We start from the raw sequence: 26,914 nt of genomic DNA, 5'->3' as shown, positions 1-26,914 counted from the left end.
TCACCGTGCGATCGCTTCACCGTGCGACCGCTCCACCGTGCCGGCGCCTGACCGTGCCGACGCTTCACGCTCCCCCCGCCCCACCGGTGCGTGCACCACACAGCGTCACGTTCATTCCGTCCTGTCCTCGTTCGGAATCGGAGCCCCCCATGTCGTCATCCGGAAGATCCTTGACCCGCCGCGCCGCCACCGCCGCCACGGCGGCCGGCACGGTCCTCGCGGCCCTGGCCGTGGCGGCGCCCGCCGCGCCGCTGTCCCCGGCCGGGCCGGCCCCGGCACCGGTCCCGGCGGCGGCCACCGCCCTCGCCGCGCCGGACATCCCGGTGGCCAACGTCAAGGCCCACCTGACCCAGCTGCAGTCCATAGCCACCGCCAACAGCGGCAACCGCGCCCACGGCCGCCCTGGCTACAAGGCCTCGCTCGACTACATCAAGGCCAAGCTCGACGCGGCCGGGTTCACCACGACCGTGCAGCAGTTCACCTCCGGCGGCGCCACCGGCTACAACCTCATCGCCGACTGGCCCGGCGGGGACACCGACAACGTGGTGTTCTCGGGGGCCCACCTGGACTCCGTCTCCGCCGGTCCCGGCATCAACGACAACGGCTCGGGCTCCGCGGGCGTCCTGGAGACCGCGCTCGCCGTCTCCCGGGCCGGGCTCAAGCCCACCAAGCACCTGAGGTTCGGCTGGTGGGGCGCCGAGGAGCTGGGGATGGTGGGCTCCCGGTACTACGTGAACAGCCTGTCGTCCGCGAACCGCGCGAGGATCGACTCGTATCTCAACTTCGACATGATCGGCTCGCCCAACCCGGGCTACTTCGTCTACGACGACGACGCGCGGATCGAGTCGGTGTTCAAGGACTTCTTCGCCGCCAAGGGCGTGCCCACCGAGATCGAGACGGAGGGCGACGGGCGCTCCGACCACGCGCCGTTCAAGAACGCGGGCGTGCCGGTGGGCGGCCTGTTCAGCGGCGCCGACTACATCAAGTCCGCCGCCCAGGCGCAGAAGTGGGGCGGCACCTCCGGCCAGGCATTCGACCGCTGCTACCACCGGTCCTGCGACACGACGAGCAACATCAACGACACCGCGCTCGACCGCAACACCGACGCCATCGCCTACGCCGTGTGGACCCTCAGCAGCTGACGGCCCCCGCTCCGACGGCACCACGCCCCGGCGGCACCGCGCGGGGCACCGCGCCCCGGCGGGCGGCTCACTCGCGCTCGTCCTGCCGGGCGCGCAGTGCCCGCACCTTGTGGCGGTTGCCGCAGCGCTGCATCGAGCACCAGCGGCGCCGCCCGGGGCGCGAGGTGTCGACGAAGAGCAGATAGCAGTTGCCCGCTCCGCACTCGCGGATGCGGTCGGCGTACGGACCGGAGAACAGCTCGACGGCGTCGCGCGCGACCGTCGACACCAGCTGGGCGGCGGTCGCGGGGTGTCGCCACCCGCGGCCGCCGTCGTCGTGGAGCACGGGGACCAGCGGCTGCCCGGCGGCGGCCTCATTGACCCGGGCCACGTCCTCCGGGGGCAGCGGGCGGCCGTGCGCCCGGGCGGCGGTCAGCCCCCACAGCGCGTCGCGCAGCCGCTTGGCGTCGGCCAGCCCGGCGGGGGTCACCTGGATCTCGGGCGTCGGCCGGAGCCGCGACCGGGCGGCCCATACGGCCAGGTCGGCGGGGTGGTGCAGGACCTCGTAGCGCGCGTAGGCGCCGGGGCCGCCGGTGGGCAGCAGCTCCAGGCAGAGGGCCCCGGGGTCGAAGCGGTAGGGCACCCCTTCGCGTGAATGGAGGATCAGGCCCATTGCGGACTCCGTCATGTAACCAGTATAACTGGTGTCAGGTCACCGCACGGCACGACGAGTGCGCAGCGGGACAAGCACCAAGCACAACAGGCACGGGGCACGACAAGCACCGGGCAAGACGAGGGGGACGCGGGCGATGGCGTTGCACTGGAAGCTCGTGATGGACGCGGGCGATCCACACCGGCAGGCCGCCTTCTGGGCGGAGGCGCTGGGCTACACCGTGGAGGACAACAGCGCGTTGATCGAGCGGCTGCTGGGGTTCGGCGCGATCGGCGAGGAGCTGCTGACGGAGTTCGAGGGGCGGCGCGCGTGGCGTGATCTGATCGCCGTCCGGCACCCCGACGATCCGTTCGACGCGGAGAGCGGCACGGGCCTCGGCCGGAGGATCCTCTTCCAGCGCGTGCCCGAGACCAAGACGGTGAAGAACCGTCTGCATCTGGATGTGCACAGCGAGGCCGGGCAGCGGGAGGCCGAGGTCGCCCGCCTGGAGAAGCTGGGCGCGGCGGTGATACGGCGGGTGAAGGAGCCCGGTGGGGAGTGGATCCTCATGGCCGACCCGGAAGGCAATGAGTTCTGCGTGCACTAGCGGTGTGTGCGCTAGCGGTGCGCCCCCTCAGACTGTGATGTCCTTCGCGGTGAACCGCGCCCAGGCCGCCGAGCCGAACACCGCCACGTAGAGCGCCTGCAACCCGAAGTTCTTGGCGAGCTGGTCCCAGTAGACCGGGTCCCGCAGGACGTCCGCGAAGGACAGCCAGTAATGGGGGAACAGATACGGCTGGATCGCGTGCAGCTGCGGAATGGTGTCGAGGATCTGCACGGTGACCAGCAGACCGACGGTCGCCGCCATGGCCGCGATCCCGCTGTTGGTCAGGGTGGAGATGAACAGGCCCACCGTCGCGATGCCGATGAGGGAGTACGCCACGAGGCCCGCCACCGCCAGGGCCCGTAGCAGTCCGTCCGCGAACGAGACGGTGGTGCCCGAGATCAGCGTGACATCGCCGAGAGGGAAGAGCAGCGCCCCGGTCACCAGCCCGGCGGCGGCCACCACAAGGGTGGCGACCAGACAGAAGGCCATGACAGTGGTGAACTTGGCGAGCAGCAGGCGGGTCCGCCCGGCCGGGGCGACCAGCAGATAGCGCAGCGTCCCGGAGCCCGCCTCGCCGGCGACGGCGTCACCGGCGATCACTCCGATGGCCATCGGCAGGAAGACCGGCAGGGTCGCCGCCAGGGACGCGAAGACCAGGAAGATGCCGTTGTTGGTGATCTGAGCGAAGAAGGCGGGGCCCTCGCCGTCTCCCCCGCGCCCCTGACCGAACGATCCGCCGTCGCTGGTCTCGATCTTCACCGCGATTCCGACCAGCACCGGGATGGCCGCCAGCACCCCGAGCAGGGCGATGGTCCGCCAGCGGCGGAAGGTGGTGCCCAGCTCGCTGCGGAACAGGGCGAGCGTCCACAGCGGGCCCGGCCGCCGGGCCGGCGCCCCGGCCGAGCCGCCGCCCGCCTTGCTCATACGCGCTTCCCCGTCCGCCTCAACCCGCGACATCGAAACCCTCCCCGGTCAGCGCGACAAAGGCGTCCTCGAGCGAGGCCCGCTCGGTACCGAAGGCCCGGACCCGCACTCCGGCCCGCACAAGGGCGGCGTTGAGGTCCGCGAGATCGAGCGGCGGGGCGCTCCCGCCGGACGCGGGCAGCTCGCCTGTGACGCGCTCCTCCATGGCCACGATGTCCGTCACCCCGTGTTCCTTCAGGACGCGGATCGCCTCTGCGGGGTCCGGGGTGGTGATGGACAGTCGGCCGCGGCTGCCGGCCGCCAGCTCGGCGACGGTGCCCTGGACGATGAGCCTGCCTTGGGTCATGACCGCCGCATGGGTGCACACTTGTTCGATCTCATCGAGGAGGTGGGAGGAGAGGAAGACGGTGGTGCCGTCGTCGGCCAGCTCGCGCACCAGCGTGCGGATCTCCCGCATGCCCTGCGGGTCCAGACCGTTCGTCGGCTCGTCGAGGACGAGGAGTTCCCGCGGCTGGAGGAGCGCGGCGGCCAGGCCGAGGCGCTGTTTCATGCCGAGGGAGTAGGCGCGGGCCTTCTTGCGCGCCGCGGCCGTCAGGCCCACCCGCTCCAGAGCGGCGGAGACCCGGGCGGCCCGGGTGCCCGGATCCGCGGTGGGGTCGGCGGCGTCGAAGCGGACCAGATTGTCCCGGCCGGTCAGAAAGGGATACAGGGCGGGGCCCTCGATCAGAGCCCCGACCCTCGGCAGCACGCTCCGGGCGGCGCGCGGCATGGGGGCGCCGAGCAGCCGCGCCCGCCCGGCGGTCGGCTCGATCAGGCCCATCAGCATCCGGATGGTGGTGGTCTTCCCCGAGCCGTTGGGCCCGAGGAAGCCGAAGACGCTGCCGCGCGGCACGGTCAGGTCGAGCGAGTCGACCGCGAGCTGGCCGCCCCGATAGCGCTTGGTGAGCCCGCGGGTCTCGACCGCGGCGCGGGCGGCCGGGTCCTCGGCGGACGGCTGGTCCACGGGCTCCCCCTTCGTCAGACGGTCACTTGGCCGCGTCTGCGGCGTCGATCAGGGCGCTCTTGTCCACCGCGCCGACGAAGACCTTGCCGTCGTCGGTGATCAGGGCGTTGACCAGGCGGGTGCTGAGCACCGTGCCGGATCCGAAGTCCCCCTTGACCTTCTTCCCCAGTCCGCCGAGGAACTCGCTGGGCCCGCCCCCGCCGCTCGCGCTGGCCGGCAGCCCGCCGGGGAGGTCCAGCCGCGCCACCGAGTCCCAGCTCTTGCCGATCACATTCAGCCCGGGCAGCTCGCGCAGCCGCTTCTCGTCCGCCTTGGCCTCGTGCTTCGCGGCGCTCTTCTCGGTGACCTTGGCGCCCTTGGGCGGGGTGAAGTCGAAGGTGCTCGCCTTGGGCTTGCCGAAGTCCACCTGGGTGAAGCCCACCTCGACCGCCGCCTTGCCGCCGCTCTTGGGCTCCAGGGTGAACTTCAGCGGCACACCGTTGTCGGCGTCCACGGCGATGCGGATGGAACCGACCGTCGAGTGGCTCTGCTTGGGACGGATCAGCAGTTGGTAGGCGTCCCGCCCGGCGACCCTCGCGGTGCCGTCCACCGTGACCCGGGTGGTGTCGTCCACGGCGGCGAGCGCCTTCTTGGCGGCCTCCTGCGGGGTGAGACCGCTCAGGTCCTGGGGCACCTGGCGCCCGTGGTCGCCCTTGGCCGCCTTCCCGGGGGCCTCGGCGTGGTAGACGGAGTTGTCGGCGCTGTTGTACGCCCAGACCTCGTCGCCGTTGTGGATGACGCTGTACTCGGCGGCCTTCTCGATGATCGAGACCCGCTGCCGCTCCGGCCCGTCGGCGGCCACCCGCAGGGTGTGGGTGCCGGCCGCGAGCTCGACGAGCTTGGACTCCGGCGACGCCGCACCGTCGCCGCCGCCTCGCTTCCCGCCGCCCAGGTCGGCGAGCGAGCCGCCCCCGGGGAGGGAGGGTATGCCCAGATCGGTAGTGATCTTCACCGAGCCGGACAGCTGCTCGGTGTCCGATGCGGCGATCTTGCTGATCAGCTCCTCTGCCGTGATCTTCGGCAGATCGGGGGCCCCGGTGCTGGCCAGCGCCGGGACCAGCCCTATCGTCGCCGCCGCGATGCCGGCCACCCCCACCGGGACGGCGTAGCGGACGGCCTTGCGGCGCCCTGTCGGTCGATCCTCGTCCCAGAAGCCGTCGTCGGCGACCTGTGTCGGTCGGATCCGTGCCATATGTGCTCTACCTCCGTCGTCGGCGGCGGTTGTCAGCCTCGCACTCGTCCACCTCTCGGGCCATTGTCACCCGATACCGCCGTGTGGTGGCTGTTCCATCCCACCAAAACGGCCGTCACGGCGCGTCAGCCGACAGGATCACGTGTGGGTACCGCTGAGGTAGGACCCCCGTGGGCCGCTGGTCGGACCCCGGGGAGCGAAGACTCCGGGTCGAAGCCCGGTACCGGGCCCCGTGTCGGAGCCCCGTGTCGGAGCCCCATGTCGGAGGACGGAGGCGGAAGGCAGGGGTCGGGGCTGGGCTCAGCCGGCCCGGTGGACCACCGCGTCGCACAGCCCCTCGAGCGCGGCCTTCGCCGCTCCCTCGGGCAGCGGCGCCAGCAGCGCGCGGGCCTCCGCCGCATAGCGGAGGGTGTCCCGGCGGGCCTGCTCCAGCGCCGGATGGACGCGCAGCCGCCGCAGCACCTCGCCGAGGACCCCGTCGTCGCTGAGGTCGCCGGCCAGCAGCTCGCACAGCTCGCGGTCCTCGGCCGAGCCGGTCGCCTCCGCCTGCGCCCGCAGATGGAGCACCGGGAGGGTGGCGATGCCCTCCCGCAGGTCGGTACCGGGGGTCTTGCCCGACTCATGGCTGTCGCTGGCGATGTCCAGCACGTCATCGGCCAGCTGGAAGGCGATGCCCAGCCGCTCGCCGTACTGGGTGAGGATGCTGACGACGGACTCGTCGGCCCCCGACATCATCGCGCCGAACCGCCCGGAGACCGCGACCAGCGAGCCGGTCTTCCCCGCGAGCACGTCCAGGTAGTGCTCGATCGGGTCACGGCCGCCCCTCGGCCCCGCCGTCTCCAGGATCTGCCCGGTCACCAGCCGCTCGAACGCCTCGGCCTGGATCCGCACCGCCTCGGGCCCCAGGTCGGCCAGGATGTGCGAGGCGCGCGCGAACAGGAAGTCGCCGGTGAGCACCGCCACCGAGTTGCCCCAGCGGGCGTTGGCACTGGGCACGCCCCGGCGGACGTCCGCCTCGTCCATGACGTCGTCGTGGTAGAGCGTCGCCAGGTGCGTCAGCTCCACGACCACGGCCGAGGGCACCACCCCGGGCGCGTACGGGTCGCCGAACTGGGCGGCGAGCAGCACCAGCAGCGGCCGGAACCGCTTGCCACCCGCCCGCATGAGGTGCTGGGCGGCCTCGGTGATGAACGGCACGTCGCTTTTCGTGGCCTCCATCAGGCCTTCTTCGACGGCTGTCAGCCCGGCCTGGGTGTCGGCTTCCAGAGTCCGGTCCCGCACGCTCAGCCCGAAGGGCCCGACGACGCTCACGGGGTACTCCTGTCTGCCTGCGGTCACACGCAATGTCGATGTGTCGCTGTCTCCACTAAAGGCAGCGTATCCGGTCGGCTATCGATCACCATGGGCGCCTTCCCGCCTTGTGCGAGCTATCACTTCCCGCGCGCGGCCGACCGGCTCCCCACGACATTTTCCGCGATCACCCGCAGATCAATCCTGCTCACACCCCCGATCATCAGCAGATCGGCCTCCTCCCCCGGGGCTGCCGCCCCATAGGGTGTGGCCCGGCGACACCGGAACCCCCGGCGACGAGGAGAAGGCGAGGCAGCCCCATGCCGCGACAGAGCCCGCTCGACCTGCCCCACGACGATCCCTTCGGCCCGCACAACCTCCCCTATGGGGTCTTCACCACACCGGACGCCCCTGACGTGCGGAGGATCGGGGTGCGATACGGCAATCACGTCCTGGACGCGGGCGCGGCCGCGGCGGCCGCCGACTCCCCGCACGCCGCGCTGCTCGGCCACCCGACCCTCAACCCGCTGATGGCCGCGGGCCGGCCGGTCTGGCAGGCAGTGCGAGCGGAGCTGCGCGCCTGGCTGACCGAGGAGGCGCGCCGACCGGCGGTCGAGCCCCTTCTGCACCCCCTCACCGCCGTCGCGCTCCATCTGCCCTTCGAGGTCGCCGACTACGTCGACTTCTATGCCAGCGAGCACCACGCCGCCAACGTGGGGAGGATGTTCCGCCCGGAGGGCGAACCGCTCACCCCCAACTGGAAGCACCTGCCCATCGGCTACCACGGGCGCGCGGGCACGGTCGTGGTCTCCGGCACGCCCATCGGGCGCCCCCGCGGCCAGCTGGGCTCTCCCTCCGGTCATACGCTCCCCCCTTTCGGCCCCTCCCGCCGGCTCGACTTCGAGGCGGAGGTCGCCTTCGTCATCGGTGCCCCTTCACCTGTGAATACACCGGTGCCGCTCTCCGGGTTCCACGACCACGTCTTCGGCGTCTGCCTGCTCAACGACTGGTCCGCGCGCGACATCCAGAGCTGGGAGTACCGCCCGCTCGGCCCCTTCCTCGGGAAGTCCTTCGCCACGTCCGTGGCCGCCTGGGTCACCCCGCTGGACGCCCTCGCCGCCGCCCGCACCGGCCCGCCCGCCCGCGACGTCCCGCTCCTGCCCTACCTCGACGACTCCGCCGCCGAGCCGGGCGCCTTCGACCTGCGCATCGAGGTCGCACTCAACGGCCACCCCATCGCCCACCCGCCCTTCGCGACCATGTACTGGACGGCCGCCCAGCAGCTCGCGCACATGACGGTCAACGGCGCCTCGCTGCGCACCGGCGACCTGTTCGCCTCCGGCACGGTCAGCGGCCCCGAGCCGCACCAGCGCGGCTGCCTGCTGGAGTTGACGTGGTCCGGCCGCGACCCGCTGCGTCTGCCCGACGGCGAGCGGACGTTCCTGGAGGATGGCGACGAGGTGACCCTCACCGCCTGGGCCCCGGGCCCCGATAACAACCGTGTGGCACTGGGCGAGGTGACCGGCCGTATCGCCCCGTCGGCGCGGTGAACGCTGTTAGGTTGTCGTGTTCCTGTCCCACGACCGAGGAGTAAGCGCGTGATCAAGGCAGTGCGCATCGCCGGTGCGGTGGCCGCGGCCGCCCTGCTGATGACCGGATGCGGCAGCGACAGCGACGACGGCGGCGACAAGCCGGAGGCGTCCAAGAAGGCTCCGTCGGCCGAGCAGTCGAGCGCCCCGGCGGAGGGGGGCGCGGGCGGCAAGGTGGCCGGCGCCTATGTGTCGAAGTCCGGCGGCGAGGCCCTCTTCCTGTCCATCAGCGGCGAGAAGGCCGCCCTGGTCGCGGGCAAGCACACCTGCTCCGGCGAGTACGCCGAGATGGGCAACAAGATGCTGATGCTCGACTGCGCCGACGGCAACACCGACCGCACCATGGGCAAGGTGACTCCGAGCGCGGACGGCAAGACCCTCAAGGTCAGCTGGGACGCCGGCTTGAACGACACCTTCACCAAGGTGACCACCCCCGCCGACATCCCGACCGGCTTCCCGACCGACCTCCCCGGCCTGGAGAGCGTCGGCGGCGTCACCGGCGGCTGACCGACGGCCCTGAAGCCCGACCGCCCGGCCCCCACGCGGGGACCGGGCGGACGGCCGCCGGGCGGCCGGGGGCGGCGACGCGCGGCTCAGCGCACGAAGACGCCCGCCTGGCCGGCCAGGTCGAGGAAGTACTGCGGGGCGACGCCGAGCACGATCGTCACCACGACGCCGATGGCGATCGCCGCCGAGGTCAGCGGGGACGGCACGGCCACCGACGGCCCCTCGGTCCGCGGCTCGCTGAAGAACATCAGCACGATCACCCGGATGTAGAAGAACGCGGCGATCGCCGAGGAGATCACACCGATCACCACCAGCGCGCCCGCGCCCCCGTCCGCCGCCGCCTTGAAGACCGCGAACTTCCCGGCGAAACCACTCGTCAGGGGGATCCCGGCGAAGGCCAGCAAGAAGACCGCGAAGACCGCGGCCACCAGGGGCGAGCGGCGGCCGAGCCCGGCCCACTTGGACAGGTGCGTGGCCTCGCCGCCCGCGTCGCGCACCAGGGTGACCACGGAGAACGCGCCGAGGGTCACGAAGGAGTACGCGGCCAGGTAGAAGAGGACCGAGGAGATGCCGTCGGGGGTGGTGGCGATGACACCGGCCAGGATGAAGCCGGCGTGGGCGATCGAGGAGTACGCCAGCAGCCGCTTCACATCGGTCTGGGTGACCGCGACGATCGCGCCGCCCAGCATGGTGACGATCGCGACGCCCCACATCACCGGCCGCCAGTCCCAGCGCAGCCCCGGCAGGACCACATACAGCAGTCGCAGCAGCGCGCCGAACGCCGCGACCTTGGTCGCCGCCGCCATGAAGCCGGTCACCGGGGTGGGGGCGCCCTGGTAGACGTCCGGCGTCCACATGTGGAAGGGCACCGCGCCGATCTTGAACAGCAGACCCATCAGCACCATCGCGCCGCCGATGAGCAGCAGCGCGTCATTGCCCATGGTCCCGGCGAGCGCCGGGGTGATGTCGCCGACCTGGCCGTCGACCACATCGGCGATCCCGGCGTAGGTGACGGTACCCGCGTAGCCGTACAGGAGTGCGATCCCGAAGAGCAGGAAGGCGGACGAGAAGGCGCCGAGCAGGAAGTACTTGACCGCGGCCTCCTGCGAGAGCATGCGGTGCCGCCGGGCGAGCGCGCACAGCACGTACAGCGGGAGGGAGAAGACCTCCAGCGCCACGAAGAGGGTCAGCAGGTCGTTGGCGGCGGGGAAGACGAGCATGCCGCCGACCGCGAAGAGGACCAGCGGGAAGACCTCGGTGGTGGTGAAGCCCGCCTTCACGGCCGCCTGTTCGGCCTCGCCGCCCGGGACGGCGGCCGGCTGCGCGGCGAAGGAGTCGACGCGATTGCCGTGTGCCGCCGGGTCGAGCCGCCGCTCGGCGAAGGTGAAGACCGCGACCAGCGCGACCAGGAGGATCGTGCCCTCCAGGAAGAGCGCGGGCCCGTCCACCGCGATGGCGCCCATGGCCGCGATGCGCGCCTTGGTCGTGCCGTAGTCCCCGGCCGCCAGGCCCAGGACGGCGGCGAAGGCCGCGGCCAGGGCGACCACGGAGACGAAGAGCTGGGCCGCGTAGCGGTGGCGGCGCGGCAGCAGGGCCTCGATCAGCACCCCGACGATCGCCGCGCCGAGCACGATCAGGGTGGGCGCCAGCTGGCCGTACTCGATGTCCGGCGAGGGGATCTTGTCGGGCGAGACCGACGCCGTCGTCCACAGGGTGTGGACAGTGGCCGCGTGGCTCACTTGGCACCTCCGGAAGCACCGTCGTGCGTCGGGCTGTAGCGGAACCAGCCCGCGTCAGTGACGGGGTGATCGGGCTTGGGATCCTTCTTGTCCACCACGGACAGCGTGTGATCGACCGCCGGGTTGACGATGTCGGTCAGCGGTTTCGGGTAGACGCCGAGGAAGATCAGCAGCGCGATCAGCGGCGCCACCACCACCAGCTCGCGCACCTTCAGATCGGGCATCCCCCGCACCTCGGCCTTCACCGGCCCGGTCATGGTGCGCTGGTAGAGCACCAGGACGTACAGCGCGGCCAGCACGATGCCGACGGTGGCGATCACGCCGATCGCCGGATAGCGGCTGAAGGTGCCGACCAGGACCAGGAATTCACTGACGAAGGGCGCCAGGCCGGGCAGCGAGAGGGTGGCCAGACCGCCGATCAGGAAGGTGCCGGCCAGCACCGGGGCGACCTTCTGGACCCCGCCGTAGTCGGCGATGAGCCGCGACCCGCGCCGCGAGATCAGGAAGCCGGCCACCAGCATCAGCGCGGCGGTCGAGATCCCGTGGTTGACCATGTAGAGGGTGGCTCCGCCCTGGCCCTGCGTCGTCATGGCGAAGATGCCGAGGATGATGAAGCCGAAGTGGGAGATCGAGGCGTAGGCCACCAGCCGCTTGATGTCCCGCTGGCCGACCGCCAGCAGCGCCCCGTAGATGATGCTGATGAGGGCGAGGACGAGGATCACCGGGGTGGCCCACTTGCTGGCCTCCGGGAAGAGCTGGAGGCAGAAGCGGAGCATCGCGAAGGTGCCGACCTTGTCGACCACGGCGGTGATCAGCACGGCGACGGGGGCGGTGGCCTCCCCCATCGCGTTGGGCAGCCAGGTGTGCAGCGGCCACAGCGGCGCCTTCACGGCGAAGGCGAAGAAGAAGCCGAGGAACAGCAGCCGCTCGGTGCCGGTCGCGAAGTCCAGCGTGCCGGCGGCCCGAGCGTCGGTGATCTGCTGCAGCGAGAAGGTGCCGGTGCCCAGGTCGTCGGCGGTGACCGCGTACAGCCCGACCACCGCGGCCAGCATGATCAGCCCGCCCGCCAGGTTGTAGAGCAGGAACTTGACGGCGGCGTACGAGCGCTGGGTGGCCGTCTCCTCCTCGGACCGCCCTCCGGCCCGGTCCCCGAAGCCGCCGATGAGGAAGTACATCGGGATCAGCATGGCTTCGAAGAAGATGTAGAAGAGGAAGACGTCGGTGGCCTCGAACGAGATCACCACCATCGCCTCGACCATCAGGATCAGCGCGAAGAAGCCCTGGGTGGGCCGCCAGCGGCGGTTGGGCCGGGCCTCCTCCAGCGGGTCGGCGTCATGCCAGCCGGCCAGGATGATGAAGGGGATCAGGACCGCGGTCAGCGCGATCAGCGCGACCGCGATGCCGTCCACACCCAGCTCGTACCGCACCCCGAAGTCCTTGATCCAGGCGTGGGACTCGGTGAGCTGGTAGTGGGCGCCGCCCGGGTTGAACCGCACCAGCACGATCGCCGCCAGGACGAGCGTGGCCAGCGAGAAGCCCAGCGCCACCCACTTGGCGGCGGAGCGCTTGGCGGCGGGCACGGCGGCGGTGGCGACCGCGCCCAGCGCGGGCACCGCGGCCGTGACCGTCAGCAGGGGAAATGACATGACTCAGACCGCCCTCATCAGCAGGGTCGCGGCGATGAGCGCCGCCGTACCGGCGAACATCCCGACCGCGTACGAACGGGCATAGCCGTTCTGGAGCTTGCGCAGCCGGCCGGAGAGCCCGCCGACCGAGGCCGCGGTGCCGTTGACCACGCCGTCGACCAGCTTGTGGTCGACGTAGACCAGGCCGCGGGTGAGGTACTGGCCGGGCTTGACGAGCACGACGTGGTTGAAGTCGTCCTGGAGCAGGTCGCGCCGCGCGGCCCGGGTGAGCAGGCTGCCGCGCGGGGCGGTGCGCGGGACGGGGCGGCGCCCGTACTGCGCCCAGGCGAGCCCGACGCCGATCAGCAGGACGACCATGGTCCCGGCGGTGACGGTGGCGGCGCCGATCGGGGAGTCTCCGTGGCTGTGGCTGGTGACGGGCTCCAGCCATTTCAGGAACGCGTCGTTGAGGCTGAACAGCCCGCCCGCGAACACCGATCCGAAGGCCAGCACGATCATCGGGATGGTCATGGACTTCGGCGACTCGTGGGGGTGCGGCTCGGCGTGCGCCCCGGCGGTCTCGGCGGCGGGCTCGGCGCTGGGCTCCTCCGGCGACGGGGTGGTGCCCCAGCGCTTCTCGCCGAAGAAGGTCAGCAGCATCACGCGGGTCATGTAGTACGCGGTGATGGCGGCGCCGAGCAGCGCCACGCCGCCCAGGATCCAGCCCTCCGTGCCGCCCTTGGCGAAGGCCGCCTCGATGATCTTGTCCTTGGACCAGAAGCCTGACAGGCCCGGGAAGCCGATGATCGCGAGATAGCCCAGCCCGAAGGTCACGAAGGTGACCGGCATGTACTTCCGCAGGCCCCCGTACTTGCGCATGTCGACCTCGTCGTTCATGGCGTGCATGACCGAGCCGGCGCCGAGGAAGAGCCCCGCCTTGAAGAAGCCGTGGGTGACCAGGTGCATGATCGCGAAGACATAGCCGATCGGGCCGAGCCCGGCCGCGAGGATCATGTAGCCGATCTGCGACATGGTCGAGCCGGCCAGGGCCTTCTTGATGTCGTCCTTGGCGCAACCGACGATCGCACCGAAGAGCAGGGTGACCGCGCCCACGGTGACCACCGCGGTCTGCGCGTCCGGCGCGGCGTTGAAGATCGCGCCCGAGCGGGTGATCAGATAGACGCCCGCGGTCACCATGGTGGCCGCGTGGATCAGGGCCGAGACCGGGGTCGGGCCCTCCATGGCGTCCCCGAGCCAGGACTGGAGCGGCACCTGCGCCGACTTGCCGCAGGCGGCCAGGAGCAGCATCAGCCCGATGGCGGTGAGCTTGCCCTCGCTCGCGTCGGTCGCGTGGGAGAGCACCGGGGCGAAGGCGAACGTCCCGAAGGTGGTGAACATCAGCATGATGGCGATCGACAGGCCGACGTCGCCCACCCGGTTGACGATGAACGCCTTCTTCGCCGCCGTGGCCGCGCTGGGCTTGTGCTGCCAGAAGCCGATCAGCAGGTACGAGGCGAGGCCGACGCCCTCCCAGCCCACGTACAGCAGCAGGTAGTTGTCGGCGAGGACGAGCAGCAGCATCGCCGCGAGGAAGAGGTTGAGATAGCCGAAGAAGCGGCGTCGGCGCTCGTCGTGCTCCATATAGCCGATCGAATAGATGTGGATCAGGCTGCCCACACCGGTGATCAGGAGCACGAAGGTCATCGACAACTGGTCGAGCTGGAAGGCGACGTCCGCCCGGAAGCCGCCCACCGGGATCCAGCTGAAGAGGTGGCTGTGCAGGGCCCGGTCGTGCTCGTCCCGGCCGAGCATGTCGGCGAAGAGCACGGCCCCGATCACGAAGGAGGCGACCGCGAGCGCGGTGCCCAGCAAGTGGCCCTTGCCGTCCAGCCGCCGCCCCCCGCACAGCAGCAGGGCCGCGCCGAGCAGCGGGGCCGCGACGAGCAATCCGATGAGGTTCTCCACGTGAACGCGACCCTTCTAGAGCTTCATCAGGCTGGCGTCGTCGACCGAGGCCGAATGGCGGGAGCGGAAGACCGTCACGATGATCGCGAGACCGACCACGACTTCGGCGGCCGCGACGACCATCGTGAAGAAGGCGATGATCTGGCCGTCGAGATTGCCGTGCATCCGGGAGAAGGTGACGAACGCCAGGTTGCAGGCGTTCAGCATCAACTCGACGCACATGAACAGGACGATCGCGTTCCGCCGGATCAGCACGCCGGCCGCGCCGATGGTGAACAGCAGGGCCGACAGGTAGAGGTAGTTGACCGGATTCACTTGGCGACCCCCTTCGAGTCCTCCGGATGTCCGGCGCCGGCCGGATCGGCGGCCTGGTCCGCGCCGCCCCCGCCCTCGCGGCGGTCGGCGCCCTTCGGGCCCTTGCCACCCTTGCCGCCCTTGGCGTCACGCCCCAGCCAGCGCGCCGAGCGCTGCTCCAGCGCGGCCAGCTCGGCCAGCGCCTCCCCGGAGACGTCGCGGACCTGGCCGCGGCCGCGCAGCGTCGCGTTGACCGTGAGCTCGGAGGGCGTGCCGTCGGGCAGCAGGCCGGGGATGTCCACCGCGTTGTGCCGGGCGTAGACGCCGGGGGCGGGCAGCGGCGGAACCTGCTTGCCGCTGCGCACCCGCCGCTCGGACTGCTCGCGCTGGCTGAGCGCCCGCTCGGTGCGCTCGCGGTGGGTCAGCACCATCGCGCCGACCGCCGCGGTGATCAGCAGCGCGCCGGTGATCTCGAAGGCGAAGACGTACTTGGTGAAGATCAGGGCGGCCAGGCCCTCCACATTGCCGCCGGAGTTGGCCTGGCCGAGGCCGTTGAAGCTCTTCAGCGAGGCGTTGCCGATCCCGGCGCACAGCAGGATGCCGAAGCCGACCCCGCACAGCGCGGCGAGCCAGCGCTGCCCCTTGAGCGTCTCCTTCAGCGAGTCGGCGGCGGTGACGCCGACCAGCATGACGACGAAGAGGAACAGCATCATGATCGCGCCGGTGTAGACGACGATCTGGACGACGCCCAGGAAGTACGCGCCGTTGGCGAGGTAGAAGATCGCCAGGACGATCATGGTGCCCGCCAGGCACAGGGCGCTGTGCACGGCCTTGCGCATCAGGATCGTGCACAGCGCGCCGATCACGGCCACGGTGGCGAGGATCCAGAACTGCACCGCCTCGCCGGTGGAGGTGGTGCTCGCGGCGGCGGCCAGCGTCATGACTGCACCCCCTCTTGCCGCAGCTCCTCGTCGCCCGCGACCGGCGCGGCCCCGCCCGGGGGGACCTCGCCCTTGCTGACGGCGACCTGGCGCTGCGTCCCGGGCGCGGCCTCGGTCACCAGACCGCGGTAGTAGTCCTGCTCGTCCATGCCGGGGTAGATCGCGTGCGGGGAGTCGACCATGCCCTCCTCGAGACCCGCGAGCAGCTCCTCCTTGGTGTAGATGAGCGATTCGCGGGTCCGGTCGGCGAGCTCGTACTCATTGGTCATGGTCAGCGCCCGGGTGGGGCAGGCCTCGACGCACAGGCCGCACAGGATGCAGCGCAGATAGTTGATCTGGTAGACGCGGCCGTAGCGCTCGCCCGGGGAGTAGCGCTCCTCGTCCGTGTTGTCCGCGCCCTCGACATAGATCGCGTCCGCCGGGCAGGCCCACGCGCACAGCTCGCAGCCGACGCACTTCTCCAGCCCGTCCGGGTGGCGGTTGAGCTGGTGGCGTCCGTGGAAGCGGGGCGCGGTCGGCTTCTTCACCTCGGGGTACTGCTCGGTGAGCCGCTTCTTGAACATGGCCTTGAAGGTCACGCCGAAGCCGGCCACCGGGTTCTGGAAGTCAGACACCGTCGGCCTCCTTTCCGTCACTGACAGTGTCGGGCCCGCCACTGACAATCAGCTCGCGTTCGTGTCGCGGGCGTCGGCGCGGTACGGGCGGCAGGGTCTGGCCGGGCAGCGGCGGCACCGGGAAGCCGCCGGCCATCGGGTCGAAGGCGGGCTCCGGGCCCTCCTCGGTCTCCGCGGAAGCCGCGGAGCGCGAAGCCTCGCGGTCGCGGAAGATGTCGACGACGAACGACAGCAGCAGGAGCGCGAGGACCGCGCCGCCGACGTACAGCACGATGTCCTGGTAGTCGTAGTTCTCGTTGCGCAGCGCCCGCACGGTCGCGACCAGCATCAGCCAGACCATCGAGACCGGGATGAGCACCTTCCAGCCCAGCTTCATGAACTGGTCGTAGCGCACCCGCGGCAGCGTGCCGCGGATCCAGACGAAGGCGAACAGCAGCGAGAGCACCTTGCCGATGAACCAGAGCATGGGCCACCAGCCGTGGTTGGCCCCCGCCCAGAAGGTGCTGATCGGCCATGGCGCCCGCCAGCCGCCCAGGAAGAGGGTCACCGCGACCATCGAGACGGTGACCATGTTGATGTACTCGGCGAGCATGAACATCGCGAACTTGATCGACGAGTACTCGGTGTTGAAGCCGCCGACCAGGTCGCCCTCGGACTCCGGCATGTCGAAGGGGGCGCGGTTGGTCTCACCGACCATCGCGATGATGTAGATGATGAAGGAGACCGGCAGCAGCAGCGCGTACCAGCGGTCGTGCTGGGAGTTGACGATCTCGGAGGTCGACATCGACCCGGAGTAGAGGAAGACCGCCGCGAAGGACATGCCCATCGCGATCTCGTAGCTGATCATCTGGGCGCACGAGCGCAGGCCGCCGAGGAGCGGATACGTCGAGCCGGACGACCAGCCCGCCAGCACGATGCCGTAGATGCCCACCGAGGCGGTGGCCAGGATGTAGAGGATCGCGATCGGCAGGTCGGTGAGCTGCATCGCGGTGCGGTGCCCGAAGATCGAGATCTCGTTTCCGGCGGGGCCGAACGGGATGACCGCGACCGCCATGAAGGCGGGGATGGCCGCGACGATCGGCGCCAGGACGTAGACCACCTTGTCCGCGCCCTTGACGACGATGTCCTCCTTGAGCATCAGCTTCACGCCGTCCGCGAGGGACTGCAGCATGCCCCAGGGGCCGTGCCGGTTGGGCCCGATGCGCAGCTGCATCCAGCCGACGACCTTGCGCTCCATGACGATGGAGATCAGCACGGTCACCATCAGGAAGGCGAAGCAGAAGACCACCTTGATCAGGACCAGCCACCAGGGGTCGTGGCCGAACATCGACAGGTCTTCCGCGGCGAGGTAGCTCATGCGGTCACCTCCGGTTCCGTCGCGACAGCGCCGATCTTGACCAGTTCACCGGGGCGGGCGCCCAGGTCGCGGTACGCGCCGCCGCCCGTGGAGTTCAGCGGCAGCCAGACCACCCGGTCCGGCATCGCGGTCACCGCCAGGGGCAGCGTGACCGACCCGGCCGGGCCGCTGACCCGTAGGGTCTCCCCGTCCCGCACCCCCGCCTCCGCCGCGGTCGCCGGGGACAGCCGGGCCACCGCCGCGTGCCGGGTGGCGGCCAGCGCCGGGTCGCCCTCCTGGAGTCGGCCCTGGTCCAGCAGCAGCCGGTGGCCCGCGAGCAGCGCCTCGCCCTCGCCGGGGCGGGGCAGCGGACCGCCGGTCTCCATCGGCCCGATGCCGCGCGACCCGCGCCAGGTGCCCAGCCGGGTCAGCTCGGCCCGTACGGCGTGCACGTCCGGCAGGTCGAGCGGCGCCTCCATGGCGTCGGCCAGCATGTGCAGCACGCGCGCGTCGGGGAGGACGTGCCGGCGGGTCATCTGGTCGGGCTTGATGGCCGCCTCGAACGGCCGGGCCCGCCCCTCCCAGTTGAGGAAGGTGCCCGACTTCTCGACGACCGCCGCGACCGGCAGCACCACGTCCGCGTGCGCTGTGACCTCGGTGGGCCGCTGCTCCAGGCTGACCAGGAAGCCGACCGACTCCAGGGCCGCGAGGGCCCGCGCCGGGTCGGGCAGATCGGCGATCTCGACGCCGGCGACCAGCAGCGCGCCGAGCTCGCCGCCCGCCGCGGCCTCGACGATCCCGGTGGTGTCGCGGCCCGCCCGGCCGGGCAGTGTGGCCACGCCCCAGGCGGCGGCGGTCTCCTCGCGGGCCCGCGGGTCGGCGACCGGCCGGCCGCCGGGCAGCAGCCCGGGCAGCGCGCCCGCCTCGATCGCGCCCCGCTCACCGGCCCGGCGCGGGATCCAGACCAGCGTGGCGCCGGTCGCGGCCGCGGCCCGTACGGCGGCGGTCAGCGCGCCCGGCACGGCCGCGAGCCGCTCACCGGCGATGATCACCGCGCCCTCGGCGCGCAGCGCCTCGGCGGCCCGCTCCCCGTCGGCGTCCAGGCCGGTGCGGCCCGCGAGCGCGTCCAGCCACTCGGTCTCGGTGCCGGGGGCCGCGGGCAGCAGCGTGCCGCCCGCCTTCGTCAGGCCCCGGGTGGCGTGGGTGGCCAGGGCGAAGGTCCGCTGGCCGTGCTTGCGGTGGGCCTTGCGCAGCCGCAGGAAGACGCCGGGCGCCTCCTCCTCCGACTCGAAGCCGACCAGGAGGACGGCCGGGGCCTTCTCCAGCGCGGCGTATGTCAGCCCGCCGCCGTCCAGGTCGCGGCCCCGGCCCGCCACCTGGGTGGCCAGGAAGTCGGCCTCCTCGGCGCTGTGCGCCCGGGCCCGGAAGTCGATGTCGTTGGTGTCCAGGGCGACCCGCGCGAACTTGGCGTAGGCGTAGGCGTCCTCGACGGTGAGCCGGCCTCCGGTCAGCACGCCCGCCCGGCCGCGGACCGCGGCCAGGCCGCGCGCCGCCGCCTCCAGCGCCTCGGGCCAGCTCGCCGGCTCCAGCTCGCCCGTCTCCCGGTTGCGCACCAGCGGGGTGGTGAGCCGGTCGGGCAGCTGCGCGTAGCGGAAGCCGAAGCGCCCCTTGTCGCAGATCCACTCCTCGTTGACCTCGGGGTCGTCCGCCGCGAGCCGGCGCATGACCTTGCCGCGCCGGTGGTCGGTGCGGGTCGCGCAGCCGCCCGCGCAGTGCTCGCACACGCTGGGCGAGGACACCAGGTCGAAGGGGCGGGACCGGAAGCGGTAGGCGGCCGAGGTCAGCGCGCCCACCGGGCAGATCTGGATGGTGTTGCCGGAGAAGTACGACTCGAACGGGTCGCCCTCGCCCGTGCCCACCTGCTGAAGGGCGCCGCGCTCCAGCAGCTCGATCATCGGGTCGCCCGCGACCTGGTTGGAGAAGCGGGTGCAGCGCGCGCACAGCACACACCGCTCACGGTCCAGCAGCACCTGCGGGGAGATCGGCACCGGCTTGGCGAAGGTGCGCTTGCGGCCCTCGAAGCGGCTGTCCGCCTGCCCGGTGGACATCGCCTGGTTCTGCAGCGGGCACTCGCCGCCCTTGTCGCACACCGGGCAGTCCAGCGGGTGGTTGATCAGCAGCAGCTCCATCACCCCGCGCTGCGCCTTCTCGGCCACGGGCGAGGTGAGCTGCGTCCTGACCACCATCCCGTCGGTGCAGGTGATCGTGCAGGAGGCCATCGGCTTGCGCTGGCCCTCGACCTCGACGATGCACTGGCGGCAGGCGCCGGCCGGGTCCAGGAGCGGATGGTCGCAGAAGCGGGGGATCTCGATGCCGAGCAGCTCCGCCGCGCGGATCACCAGGGTCCCCTTGGGGACGGAGATCTCGATGCCGTCGATGGTGACGGAGACCAGATCTTCGCGCGGCACCGCCGCCTCTCCGCCTCCGGAGGGTGCATTGGTGGTCACGGTCATGCGTTCACCCCCAGGTGAGTGGAGCTCGGGTCGTCGGCCCACACGGTGGACTTGGCGGGGTCGAAGGGGCACCCGCCGCCGGTGATGTGCTGCTCGTACTCCTCCTTGAAGTACTTGAGGGAGGAGAAGATGGGGCTGGCGGCGCCGTCGCCCAGCGCGCAGAAGGACTTGCCGTTGATGTTGTCGGCGATGTCGGCCAGCTTCTCCAGGTCCTCCATGCGGCCCTTGCCCGCCTCGATGTCGCGCAACAGCTGGACCAGCCAGTACGTGCCCTCGCGGCAGGGCGTGCACTTGCCGCAGGACTCGTGCGCGTAGAACTCGGTCCAGCGGGTCACCGCGCGCACCACGCAGGTCGTCTCGTCGAAGCACTGGAGCGCCTTGGTGCCGAGCATCGACCCGGCGGCGCCCACGCCCTCGTAGTCGAGGGGGACGTCCAGGTGCTCCTCGGTGAGCAGCGGCGTCGAAGAGCCGCCCGGCGTCCAGAACTTCAGCCGGTGGCCGGGCCGGATGCCGCCGCTCATGTCGAGCAGCTGCCGCAGGGTGATGCCCAGCGGGCCCTCGTACTGGCCGGGGTTGGCGACGTGCCCGGACAGCGAGTAGAGCGTGAAGCCCGGGGACTTCTCGCTGCCCATCGACCGGAACCATTCCTTGCCCTTGTGCAGGATGGCGGGAACCGACGCGATGGACTCGACGTTGTTGACGACAGTGGGGCACGCGTACAGACCCGCGACCGCCGGGAAGGGGGGCCGGAGCCGGGGCTGGCCGCGCCGCCCTTCCAGGGAGTCCAGCAGCGCGGTCTCCTCGCCGCAGATGTACGCGCCGGCGCCCGCGTGCACGGTGATGTCGAGATCCGGAAGGCCGTCCAGGCCGAGCTTCCGCCGGCGCGCGTCGCCCGTACCGAGGTAGCCCGCCTCGTACGCCTCGCGTACGGCCTCGTGCAGCCGCCGCAGCACGGGCACGACCTCGCCGCGCAGATAGATGAAGGCGTGCTCGGAGCGGATGGCGTGACAGGCGATGATCATGCCCTCGATGAGGGCGTGCGGATTGGCGAAGAGGAGGGGGATGTCCTTGCAGGTGCCGGGCTCGGACTCGTCCGCGTTGACGACCAGGTAGTGCGGCTTGCCGTCGCCCTGCGGGATGAACTGCCACTTCATCCCGGTGGGGAAGCCCGCGCCGCCGCGGCCGCGCAGGCCCGCGTCCTTCACCAGCGCGATCACGTCGTCGGGCGGCATGGCGAGGGCCTTGCGCATGCCCTCGTAGCCCTCGTGGCGCAGATAGGTGTCCAGGGTCCAGGACTTCGGCTCGTCCCAGAACGACGACAGCACGGGTGCCAGCAGCTTCTCGGGGCTGGACTCGCCCCGCTCGACTGTCACGGTCATCACTCCCCCTCCTCGGCGACCGGACCGGACGGGTGGTGCGGGTCGGAGGCGGAGGTCCGCTGCGGCGCGTCATGGGAGCTCGGGTGCGCGGGCGCCTCCTCGTCCGACGGATAGTCGGCGGACCTGGGCGAGACGACCCGGCCGGGCGCCGCCTCCCCCTTGGCCAGCCGCAGCCCGACGAGCGAGGCCGGGCCGGCGCTGCCGCCCGCCTCGACCGCGCCCGGGCGCGGGTCGGGGAAGCCGGCGAGGATGCGCGCGGTCTCCTTGAAGGTGCACAGCGGCGCGCCGCGGGTCGGCTCGACGGTGCGGCCCGCCCGCAGGTCGTCGACCATCCGCGTGGCGGACTCCACGGTCTGGTTGTCGAAGAACTCCCAGTTGACCATCACCACGGGCGCGTAGTCGCAGGCCGCGTTGCACTCGATGTGCTCGAGAGTGATCTTGCCGTCCTCGGTGGTCTCCCCGTTGCCGACGCCCAGATGGCGCTGCAGGGCCTCGAAGATCGCGTCGCCGCCCATCACCGCGCACAGGGTGTTGGTGCACACCCCCACCTGGTAGTCGCCGGAGGGCCCGCGCCGGTACATCGTGTAGAAGGTGGCGACCGCGGTGACCTCGGCGGTGGTCAGGCCCAGCATCTCGGCGCAGAACCGGACGCCGGTGCGGGTGACATGGCCCTCCTCCGACTGCACCAGGTGCAGCAGCGGCAGCAGCGCGCTGCGGCTGTCGGGGTAGCGGGCGATCACCTCCCGGGCATCCGCCTCGAGCCGCGCCCGGACCTCGGCCGGGTAGTCGGGGGCGGGGAGCTGCGGCATTCCCAGCTGGACATCAGTCACCGGTCGACGCCTCCCATCACGGGGTCGATGGACGCCACGGCGACGATCACGTCGGCGACCTGGCCGCCCTCGCACATCGCCGCCACGGACTGGAGATTGGTGAAGGACGGGTCGCGGAAGTGCACGCGGTACGGGCGGGTGCCGCCGTCGCTGACCACATGCACGCCCAGCTCGCCCTTGGGCGACTCGACCGCCGTGTACGCCTGTCCGGGCGGGACCCGGAAGCCCTCGGTCACCAGCTTGAAGTGGTGGATCAAGGCCTCCATCGAGGTGCCCATGATCTTCTTGATGTGGTCGAGGGAGTTGCCGAGCCCGTCCGGCCCCAGCGCCAGCTGCGCGGGCCAGGCGATCTTCTTGTCCTCGACCATGACCGGCCCCGGCTCCAGCCGCTCCAGGCACTGCTCGACGATCCGCAGCGACTGGCGCATCTCCTCGAGGCGGATCAGGAAGCGGCCGTAGGCGTCGCAGGTCTCGGCGGTGGGGACCTCGAAGTCGTAGGTCTCGTAGCCGCAGTACGGCTGGGACTTGCGCAGGTCGTGCGGCAGCCCGGTGGCCCGCAGTATCGGGCCGGTGACGCCGAGCGCCATGCAGCCGGCGAGATCGAGGTAGCCGACGTCCTGCAGCCGGGCCTTGAAGATGGGGTTTCCGGTCGCGAGCTTGTCGTACTCGGGCATGTTCTTGCGCATCTTCTTCAGGAAGTCGCGCACCTGGTCGACCGCGCCGGGCGGCAGGTCCTGGGCGAGTCCGCCGGGCCGGATGTACGCGTGGTTCATCCGCAGGCCGGTGATCAGCTCGAAGATGTCCAGGATCAGCTCGCGGTCGCGGAAGCCGTAGATCATGATGGTGCTCGCGCCGAGTTCCATGCCGCCGGTGGCGATCGCCACCAGGTGGGAGGAGAGCCGGTTGAGCTCCATCAGCATCACGCGGATGACCGAGGCCCGGTCCGGCACCTGGTCCTCGATGCCCAGCAGCTTCTCGACGCCCAGGCAGTAGGCCGCCTCGTTGTAGAAGGGCGTCAGATAGTCCATGCGGGTCACGAACGTGGTGCCCTGCGTCCAGTTCCGGAATTCGAGGTTCTTCTCGATGCCGGTGTGCAGGTACCCGATACCGCAGCGGGCCTCGGTGACCGTCTCGCCGTCGATCTCCAGGATGAGCCGGAGCACGCCGTGGGTGGACGGGTGCTGCGGACCCATGTTGACGATGATCCGCTCGTCGTCGGTGCGGGCCGCGGCCTCCACGACCTCGTCCCAGTCGCCGCCGGTGACGGTGTAGACGGTGCCTTCGGTGGTCTCGCGCGCGGAGGCGGAGCGGGTGGAGTGCGTGGCGTGGGTGGCAGACATCAGCTGTACGACCTCCGCTGGTCCGGAGCCGGGATCTGGGCGCCCTTGTACTCGACGGGGATGCCGCCGAGCGGGTAGTCCTTGCGCTGCGGGAAGCCCTGCCAGTCGTCGGGCATCATGATCCGCGTGAGCGCGGGGTGACCGTCGAAGATCAGGCCGAAGAAGTCGTACGTCTCGCGCTCGTGCCAGTCGTTGGTCGGGTAGACGTCGACGATCGACGGGATGTGCGGGTCGCTGTCGGGGACGCTCACCTCCAGCCGGATCAGCCGGTTGTGGGTGATCGAGCGCAGGTGGTAGACGGCGTGCAACTCGCGGCCCTTGTCGCCGGGGAAGTGGACGCCGCTGACGCCCGTGCACAGCTCGAAGCGCAGCGCCGGGTCGTCGCGCAGCGTCCTGGCCACCCTCGGCAGGTGCTCGCGCGCGATGTGGAAGGTCAGCTCGCCGCGGTCCACGACGGTCTTCTCGATCGCGTTCTCCGGGAGGAGCGACTGCTCCTCGAGCGCGCCCTCGAGTTCGTCGGCGACCTCGTCGAACCAGCCCCCGTACGGCCGGGTGGCCGGGCCGGGCAGCCGGACCGGCCGCACCAGGCCGCCGTAGCCCGAGGTGTCGCCGCCGTTGTTGGCGCCGAACATGCCGCGCTGGACGCGGATGGGCTCGCCCTGGTCGCCCCGGCGGCCGGGGAGGTTCTCGGCGTTCAGTTCCTGGTCCGGGTTCACGCCACTGGCCCCGGGGTTGACCCCATTGGTCTCAGTCAACGTCCTGCCCTCCGTTCGCCCCGCTGCGCCAGCGGCTGATGTCACAGTCGTCCGCGAGGCGCAGAGGGGCGGCCTTCGTCGTCATCTGCGGCCCGGCGGCCTCGCGTACGTCGCTCACCGAAGCAGCCCCTTCATCTCGATCGTCGGGAGCGCCTTGAGCGCCGCTTCCTCCGCCTCGCGGGCCGCGCGCTCGCGGTTCACGCCGAGCTTCTCCTCGCGGATCTTCTGGTGCAGCTTGAGGATCGCGTCCATGAGCATCTCGGGGCGCGGCGGGCAGCCGGGCAGATAGATGTCGACCGGGACGATGTGATCGACGCCCTGCACGATCGCGTAGTTGTTGAACATGCCGCCCGAGGAGGCGCAGACGCCCATCGAGATGACCCATTTCGGATTCGGCATCTGGTCGTAGACCTGCCGCAGCACCGGGGCCATCTTCTGGCTGACGCGCCCGGCCACGATCATCAGATCGGCCTGGCGGGGCGAGCCGCGGAAGACCTCCATGCCGAAGCGGGCCAGGTCGTAGCGTCCGGCGCCCGTGGTCATCATCTCGATGGCGCAGCAGGCGAGCCCGAAGGTGGCCGGGAAGACGGAGGACTTGCGCGCCAACCCCGCCGCCTGCTCGACGGTGGTCAGCAGAAAGCCGCTCGGAAGCTTGTCTTCGATACCCATGCGACGGTTCTCCTCTCTCCTCGGTCTCTGCTTAGTCCCACTCCAGGCCGCCCCGTCGCCAGACGTACGCGTAGGCGACGAAGACGGTGAGCACGAAGAGGAGCATCTCCACGAGCCCGAACAGCCCCAGGGCGTCGAAGGTGACGGCCCAGGGGTAGAGGAAGACGATCTCGATGTCGAAGACGATGAAGAGCATCGCCGTCAGGTAGTACTTGATGGGGAAGCGCCCGCCGCCGGCCGGATGCGGAGTCGGCTCGATGCCGCATTCGTAGGCTTCGAGCTTGGCCCGGTTGTAGCGCTTGGGGCCGATGATCGTGGCCATCAGGACCGAGAAGACCGTAAAGCCTGCCCCGAGGGCTCCCAGTACGAGGATGGGCGCGTATGCGTTCACCGTCCTCGCTCCCTTCAGTCGACGGTGACTGTGGCGGACCGCACGGACTCACGGACCGCACTCACGAAGATCGCGCACATGTGAGGCAGTTCACAAGCCCGTTTCGCCTGCATCCTATGCCCGTCGGTATGTGATCTGCGACACGGGGTGCAACAACGTCTTTGTGATCTCCACCACCTGACGAAGGATCATGAAGTCGGATGAGCGGTGATCTTGCACTCGAAGCATCCGATCGATCACGAGAAGTGACATACAGACCCGTCGTCACTGGTGAGCGGCTTGCGCTCCTACCAAGATATGGCACCTACACGCAAATTTGCGATGGACGTCTTCACCTGATATGCGACATCCACCCTCATGAGCGACCCATCGCCGCGAGCCTCCGCGGTCGCCATTCGGTGATCGCTACTACGCGCCTTCGTTCACGAGCCGGTCCGGCGAGTGAGGTATGCCACGCGGCAAAAGGTTGTGGATCTCGATTTGATCAGAGTGCTTGATGCGCGGGCCGGATTGGTGATAGGCCCCGCACCGCCCCGCCAGGACCGCCAAATGCCATGCGTATGCGCATGATCGAAAAATTCGGACACACCACAGAAGGCTCGGAGCAAGATCGAAAACCCCCACTTCAGGGCATGAGCGCGTCAAGTGTGACGCAGTCCACTTTTCTTGATCCCGGACTACGGCCCCTGATAGCGGTTGGACCATGTCCCAGACCGCACACATACCCAGCCACCGGAAGCCCCGCCGTGCCGCCTCCTCCACGCGTGCACTCCGCGCCGGGGTCACCGGTGGCTTCCTCACCCTCGCGGTCGCCGGTGCCGCGGCGCCCGCCGTCGCCGCCGAGCCGGCCGCCGCCGAGTCCACCCTGGAGATGCCGACCCTCGGCTCCACGCTGGCCAGCACCGCCGCGCAGTCCGCCGACGCCACCCAGCAGGCCGCCGCCGACTACCAGCTCCAGGCGCAGCAGGACCAGGCCGCCGCCCAGGCGAAGGCCACGGCGAAGAAGGCCAAGGCCGAGGCCGACCGCAAGGCCCGCGAGGCCCAGGAGGCGGCGCGCAAGGCCGCGGCCCGCCGCGCGGCCCAGGAGAAGGCCGAGCGGGCGTCCCGTACCGCCGAGCGCACCACCCTCTCCACCGCGACGGCCAAGGCCACGTCCACCGCGACGAAGGCGACGGGCAATGTCGCGACGCTCATCAGCTTCCTGAAGGCCCAGGTGGGCAAGGCGTACGTGATGGGCTCCAGCGGCCCGTCCTCGTACGACTGCTCCGGCCTGACCCAGGCCGCCTTCAACCAGATCGGCATCAGCCTGCCGCGCGTGTCGCAGGACCAGTCGCTGCAGGGCACCCCCGTGTCGCTGGACAACCTGCAGCCCGGCGACCTCCTCTACTGGGGCGGCCGGGGCAGCGCGTACCACGTCGCCGTCTACATCGGCGGTGGCAACTTCATCGGCGCCCAGAACTCGAGCACCGGCATTGTCGAGCGTCCCCTGAGCTACGACCCGCCGACCGGCGCCGTCCGCCTTCTCTGAGGTCTGAGGTCCCTGAGGTCTTCCTTCCCGGACCCATGTGGGGCCGCCGTTCCCGTCGAGCGCGGGTCGGC

At 70.8% G+C, this 26,914-nt stretch carries 25 protein-coding genes; 5 read left to right on the top strand and 20 right to left on the bottom strand.

Annotated elements, in window-relative coordinates; translation table 11 throughout:
* Nucleotides 1–170 precede the first annotated feature (170 nt).
* Nucleotides 171–1,142 (top strand): M28 family metallopeptidase, encoded by a 972-nt coding sequence (locus tag ABFY07_RS27360; RefSeq protein ID WP_104531312.1) that lies wholly within the window; start codon nucleotides 171–173, stop codon nucleotides 1,140–1,142.
* Nucleotides 1,143–1,209: 67 nt separating this feature from the next.
* Here the strand turns inward: ABFY07_RS27360 and ABFY07_RS27355 are convergent, their stop codons facing one another.
* A complete protein-coding gene (locus ABFY07_RS27355) occupies nucleotides 1,210–1,809 on the bottom strand; it encodes a CGNR zinc finger domain-containing protein (protein WP_346177031.1) in 600 nt (199 codons plus the stop codon).
* Nucleotides 1,810–1,930: 121 nt separating this feature from the next.
* Between ABFY07_RS27355 and ABFY07_RS27350 the strand changes: the two genes are divergently transcribed.
* Nucleotides 1,931–2,380, top strand: coding sequence for a VOC family protein (locus ABFY07_RS27350; RefSeq protein WP_346177030.1), 450 nt, complete (start codon nucleotides 1,931–1,933; stop codon nucleotides 2,378–2,380).
* Between the two features lie 27 nt (nucleotides 2,381–2,407).
* Here the strand turns inward: ABFY07_RS27350 and ABFY07_RS27345 are convergent, their stop codons facing one another.
* The 4 genes from ABFY07_RS27345 to ABFY07_RS27330 all read right to left on the bottom strand — a co-directional run bounded on the left by ABFY07_RS27345 (nucleotide 2,408) and on the right by ABFY07_RS27330 (nucleotide 6,849).
* Nucleotides 2,408–3,304: an ABC transporter permease gene (locus tag ABFY07_RS27345; protein ID WP_346177029.1), complete on the bottom strand. Its 897-nt coding sequence runs from the start codon at nucleotides 3,302–3,304 to the stop codon at nucleotides 2,408–2,410.
* A gap of 19 nt (nucleotides 3,305–3,323) precedes the next feature.
* Nucleotides 3,324–4,307: an ABC transporter ATP-binding protein gene (locus ABFY07_RS27340; RefSeq protein ID WP_346177028.1), complete on the bottom strand. Its 984-nt coding sequence runs from the start codon at nucleotides 4,305–4,307 to the stop codon at nucleotides 3,324–3,326.
* Between the two features lie 22 nt (nucleotides 4,308–4,329).
* The gene (locus tag ABFY07_RS27335) at nucleotides 4,330–5,538 is read right to left on the bottom strand and encodes a LolA family protein (protein WP_346177027.1); all 1,209 of its coding nucleotides are present in this window, start codon (nucleotides 5,536–5,538) and stop codon (nucleotides 4,330–4,332) included.
* A gap of 300 nt (nucleotides 5,539–5,838) precedes the next feature.
* Complete coding sequence (locus tag ABFY07_RS27330) at nucleotides 5,839–6,849, bottom strand: polyprenyl synthetase family protein (protein ID WP_346177026.1); 1,011 nt, start codon at nucleotides 6,847–6,849, stop codon at nucleotides 5,839–5,841.
* A gap of 299 nt (nucleotides 6,850–7,148) precedes the next feature.
* On the opposite strand from ABFY07_RS27330, the gene fahA reads away from it, so the two are divergent.
* Both fahA and ABFY07_RS27320 read left to right on the top strand, forming a co-directional pair.
* Nucleotides 7,149–8,378 carry a fumarylacetoacetase gene (gene fahA, locus ABFY07_RS27325; RefSeq protein WP_346177025.1) on the top strand — a complete coding sequence of 410 codons (1,230 nt, stop codon included), beginning with the start codon at nucleotides 7,149–7,151 and terminating at the stop codon, nucleotides 8,376–8,378.
* A gap of 48 nt (nucleotides 8,379–8,426) precedes the next feature.
* Nucleotides 8,427–8,924, top strand: a complete 498-nt coding sequence (locus tag ABFY07_RS27320; RefSeq protein ID WP_346177024.1) for a hypothetical protein — start codon at nucleotides 8,427–8,429, stop codon at nucleotides 8,922–8,924.
* 86 nt (nucleotides 8,925–9,010) lie between these two features.
* Here the strand turns inward: ABFY07_RS27320 and nuoN are convergent, their stop codons facing one another.
* From nuoN to ABFY07_RS27245, 15 genes are read right to left on the bottom strand one after another with little or no spacing between them, the layout of a single operon-like run.
* Nucleotides 9,011–10,663 carry an NADH-quinone oxidoreductase subunit NuoN gene (gene nuoN / locus ABFY07_RS27315; RefSeq protein ID WP_346177023.1) on the bottom strand — a complete coding sequence of 551 codons (1,653 nt, stop codon included), beginning with the start codon at nucleotides 10,661–10,663 and terminating at the stop codon, nucleotides 9,011–9,013.
* A complete protein-coding gene (locus ABFY07_RS27310; protein WP_346177022.1) occupies nucleotides 10,660–12,309 on the bottom strand; it encodes an NADH-quinone oxidoreductase subunit M in 1,650 nt (549 codons plus the stop codon). The genes nuoN and ABFY07_RS27310 overlap by 4 nt, the downstream gene beginning before the upstream one ends.
* Before the next feature lie 3 nt (nucleotides 12,310–12,312).
* Entirely contained in the window at nucleotides 12,313–14,253 is a 1,941-nt protein-coding gene (nuoL, locus tag ABFY07_RS27305) for an NADH-quinone oxidoreductase subunit L (RefSeq protein ID WP_346177021.1), read from the bottom strand.
* A 15-nt stretch (nucleotides 14,254–14,268) separates the two neighbouring features.
* Nucleotides 14,269–14,568, bottom strand: a complete 300-nt coding sequence (nuoK, locus tag ABFY07_RS27300; RefSeq protein ID WP_065962866.1) for an NADH-quinone oxidoreductase subunit NuoK — start codon at nucleotides 14,566–14,568, stop codon at nucleotides 14,269–14,271.
* A complete protein-coding gene (locus ABFY07_RS27295; RefSeq protein ID WP_346177020.1) occupies nucleotides 14,565–15,488 on the bottom strand; it encodes an NADH-quinone oxidoreductase subunit J in 924 nt (307 codons plus the stop codon). The genes nuoK and ABFY07_RS27295 overlap by 4 nt, the downstream gene beginning before the upstream one ends.
* Complete coding sequence (gene nuoI / locus ABFY07_RS27290; RefSeq protein WP_346177019.1) at nucleotides 15,485–16,102, bottom strand: NADH-quinone oxidoreductase subunit NuoI; 618 nt, start codon at nucleotides 16,100–16,102, stop codon at nucleotides 15,485–15,487. The genes ABFY07_RS27295 and nuoI overlap by 4 nt, the downstream gene beginning before the upstream one ends.
* A complete protein-coding gene (gene nuoH / locus ABFY07_RS27285; protein WP_346177018.1) occupies nucleotides 16,095–17,459 on the bottom strand; it encodes an NADH-quinone oxidoreductase subunit NuoH in 1,365 nt (454 codons plus the stop codon). Before nuoH ends, nuoI begins: the two co-directional genes overlap by 8 nt.
* The gene (locus ABFY07_RS27280; RefSeq protein WP_346177017.1) at nucleotides 17,456–19,951 is read right to left on the bottom strand and encodes an NADH-quinone oxidoreductase subunit G; all 2,496 of its coding nucleotides are present in this window, start codon (nucleotides 19,949–19,951) and stop codon (nucleotides 17,456–17,458) included. Before ABFY07_RS27280 ends, nuoH begins: the two co-directional genes overlap by 4 nt.
* Nucleotides 19,948–21,330 (bottom strand): NADH-quinone oxidoreductase subunit NuoF, encoded by a 1,383-nt coding sequence (nuoF, locus tag ABFY07_RS27275; RefSeq protein WP_346177016.1) that lies wholly within the window; start codon nucleotides 21,328–21,330, stop codon nucleotides 19,948–19,950. Before nuoF ends, ABFY07_RS27280 begins: the two co-directional genes overlap by 4 nt.
* Nucleotides 21,330–22,139 carry an NADH-quinone oxidoreductase subunit NuoE gene (gene nuoE, locus ABFY07_RS27270; RefSeq protein ID WP_346177041.1) on the bottom strand — a complete coding sequence of 270 codons (810 nt, stop codon included), beginning with the start codon at nucleotides 22,137–22,139 and terminating at the stop codon, nucleotides 21,330–21,332. The genes nuoF and nuoE overlap by 1 nt, the downstream gene beginning before the upstream one ends.
* A 17-nt stretch (nucleotides 22,140–22,156) precedes the next feature.
* Nucleotides 22,157–23,500, bottom strand: a complete 1,344-nt coding sequence (locus ABFY07_RS27265; protein WP_065962857.1) for an NADH-quinone oxidoreductase subunit D — start codon at nucleotides 23,498–23,500, stop codon at nucleotides 22,157–22,159.
* Complete coding sequence (locus tag ABFY07_RS27260; RefSeq protein ID WP_346177015.1) at nucleotides 23,500–24,255, bottom strand: NADH-quinone oxidoreductase subunit C; 756 nt, start codon at nucleotides 24,253–24,255, stop codon at nucleotides 23,500–23,502. Before ABFY07_RS27260 ends, ABFY07_RS27265 begins: the two co-directional genes overlap by 1 nt.
* Nucleotides 24,248–24,373: a hypothetical protein gene (locus ABFY07_RS27255; protein WP_346177014.1), complete on the bottom strand. Its 126-nt coding sequence runs from the start codon at nucleotides 24,371–24,373 to the stop codon at nucleotides 24,248–24,250. The genes ABFY07_RS27260 and ABFY07_RS27255 overlap by 8 nt, the downstream gene beginning before the upstream one ends.
* Nucleotides 24,370–24,924 carry a NuoB/complex I 20 kDa subunit family protein gene (locus ABFY07_RS27250; protein ID WP_346177013.1) on the bottom strand — a complete coding sequence of 185 codons (555 nt, stop codon included), beginning with the start codon at nucleotides 24,922–24,924 and terminating at the stop codon, nucleotides 24,370–24,372. Before ABFY07_RS27250 ends, ABFY07_RS27255 begins: the two co-directional genes overlap by 4 nt.
* Nucleotides 24,925–24,955: 31 nt before the next feature.
* Nucleotides 24,956–25,315 (bottom strand): NADH-quinone oxidoreductase subunit A, encoded by a 360-nt coding sequence (locus ABFY07_RS27245; protein WP_065962852.1) that lies wholly within the window; start codon nucleotides 25,313–25,315, stop codon nucleotides 24,956–24,958.
* Between the two features lie 703 nt (nucleotides 25,316–26,018).
* Between ABFY07_RS27245 and ABFY07_RS27240 the strand changes: the two genes are divergently transcribed.
* The gene (locus ABFY07_RS27240) at nucleotides 26,019–26,843 is read left to right on the top strand and encodes a C40 family peptidase (protein ID WP_346177012.1); all 825 of its coding nucleotides are present in this window, start codon (nucleotides 26,019–26,021) and stop codon (nucleotides 26,841–26,843) included.
* Nucleotides 26,844–26,914: the final 71 nt, after the last annotated feature.

Source organism: Streptomyces sparsogenes subsp. cuspidosporus (genome assembly GCF_039532705.1).
In the GTDB taxonomy this organism is placed as follows: Bacteria; Actinomycetota; Actinomycetes; order Streptomycetales; family Streptomycetaceae; genus Streptomyces; species Streptomyces sparsogenes.
Note: the sequence above shows the minus strand (reverse complement) of the source record. Positions and strands in the feature narration are given on the sequence as shown.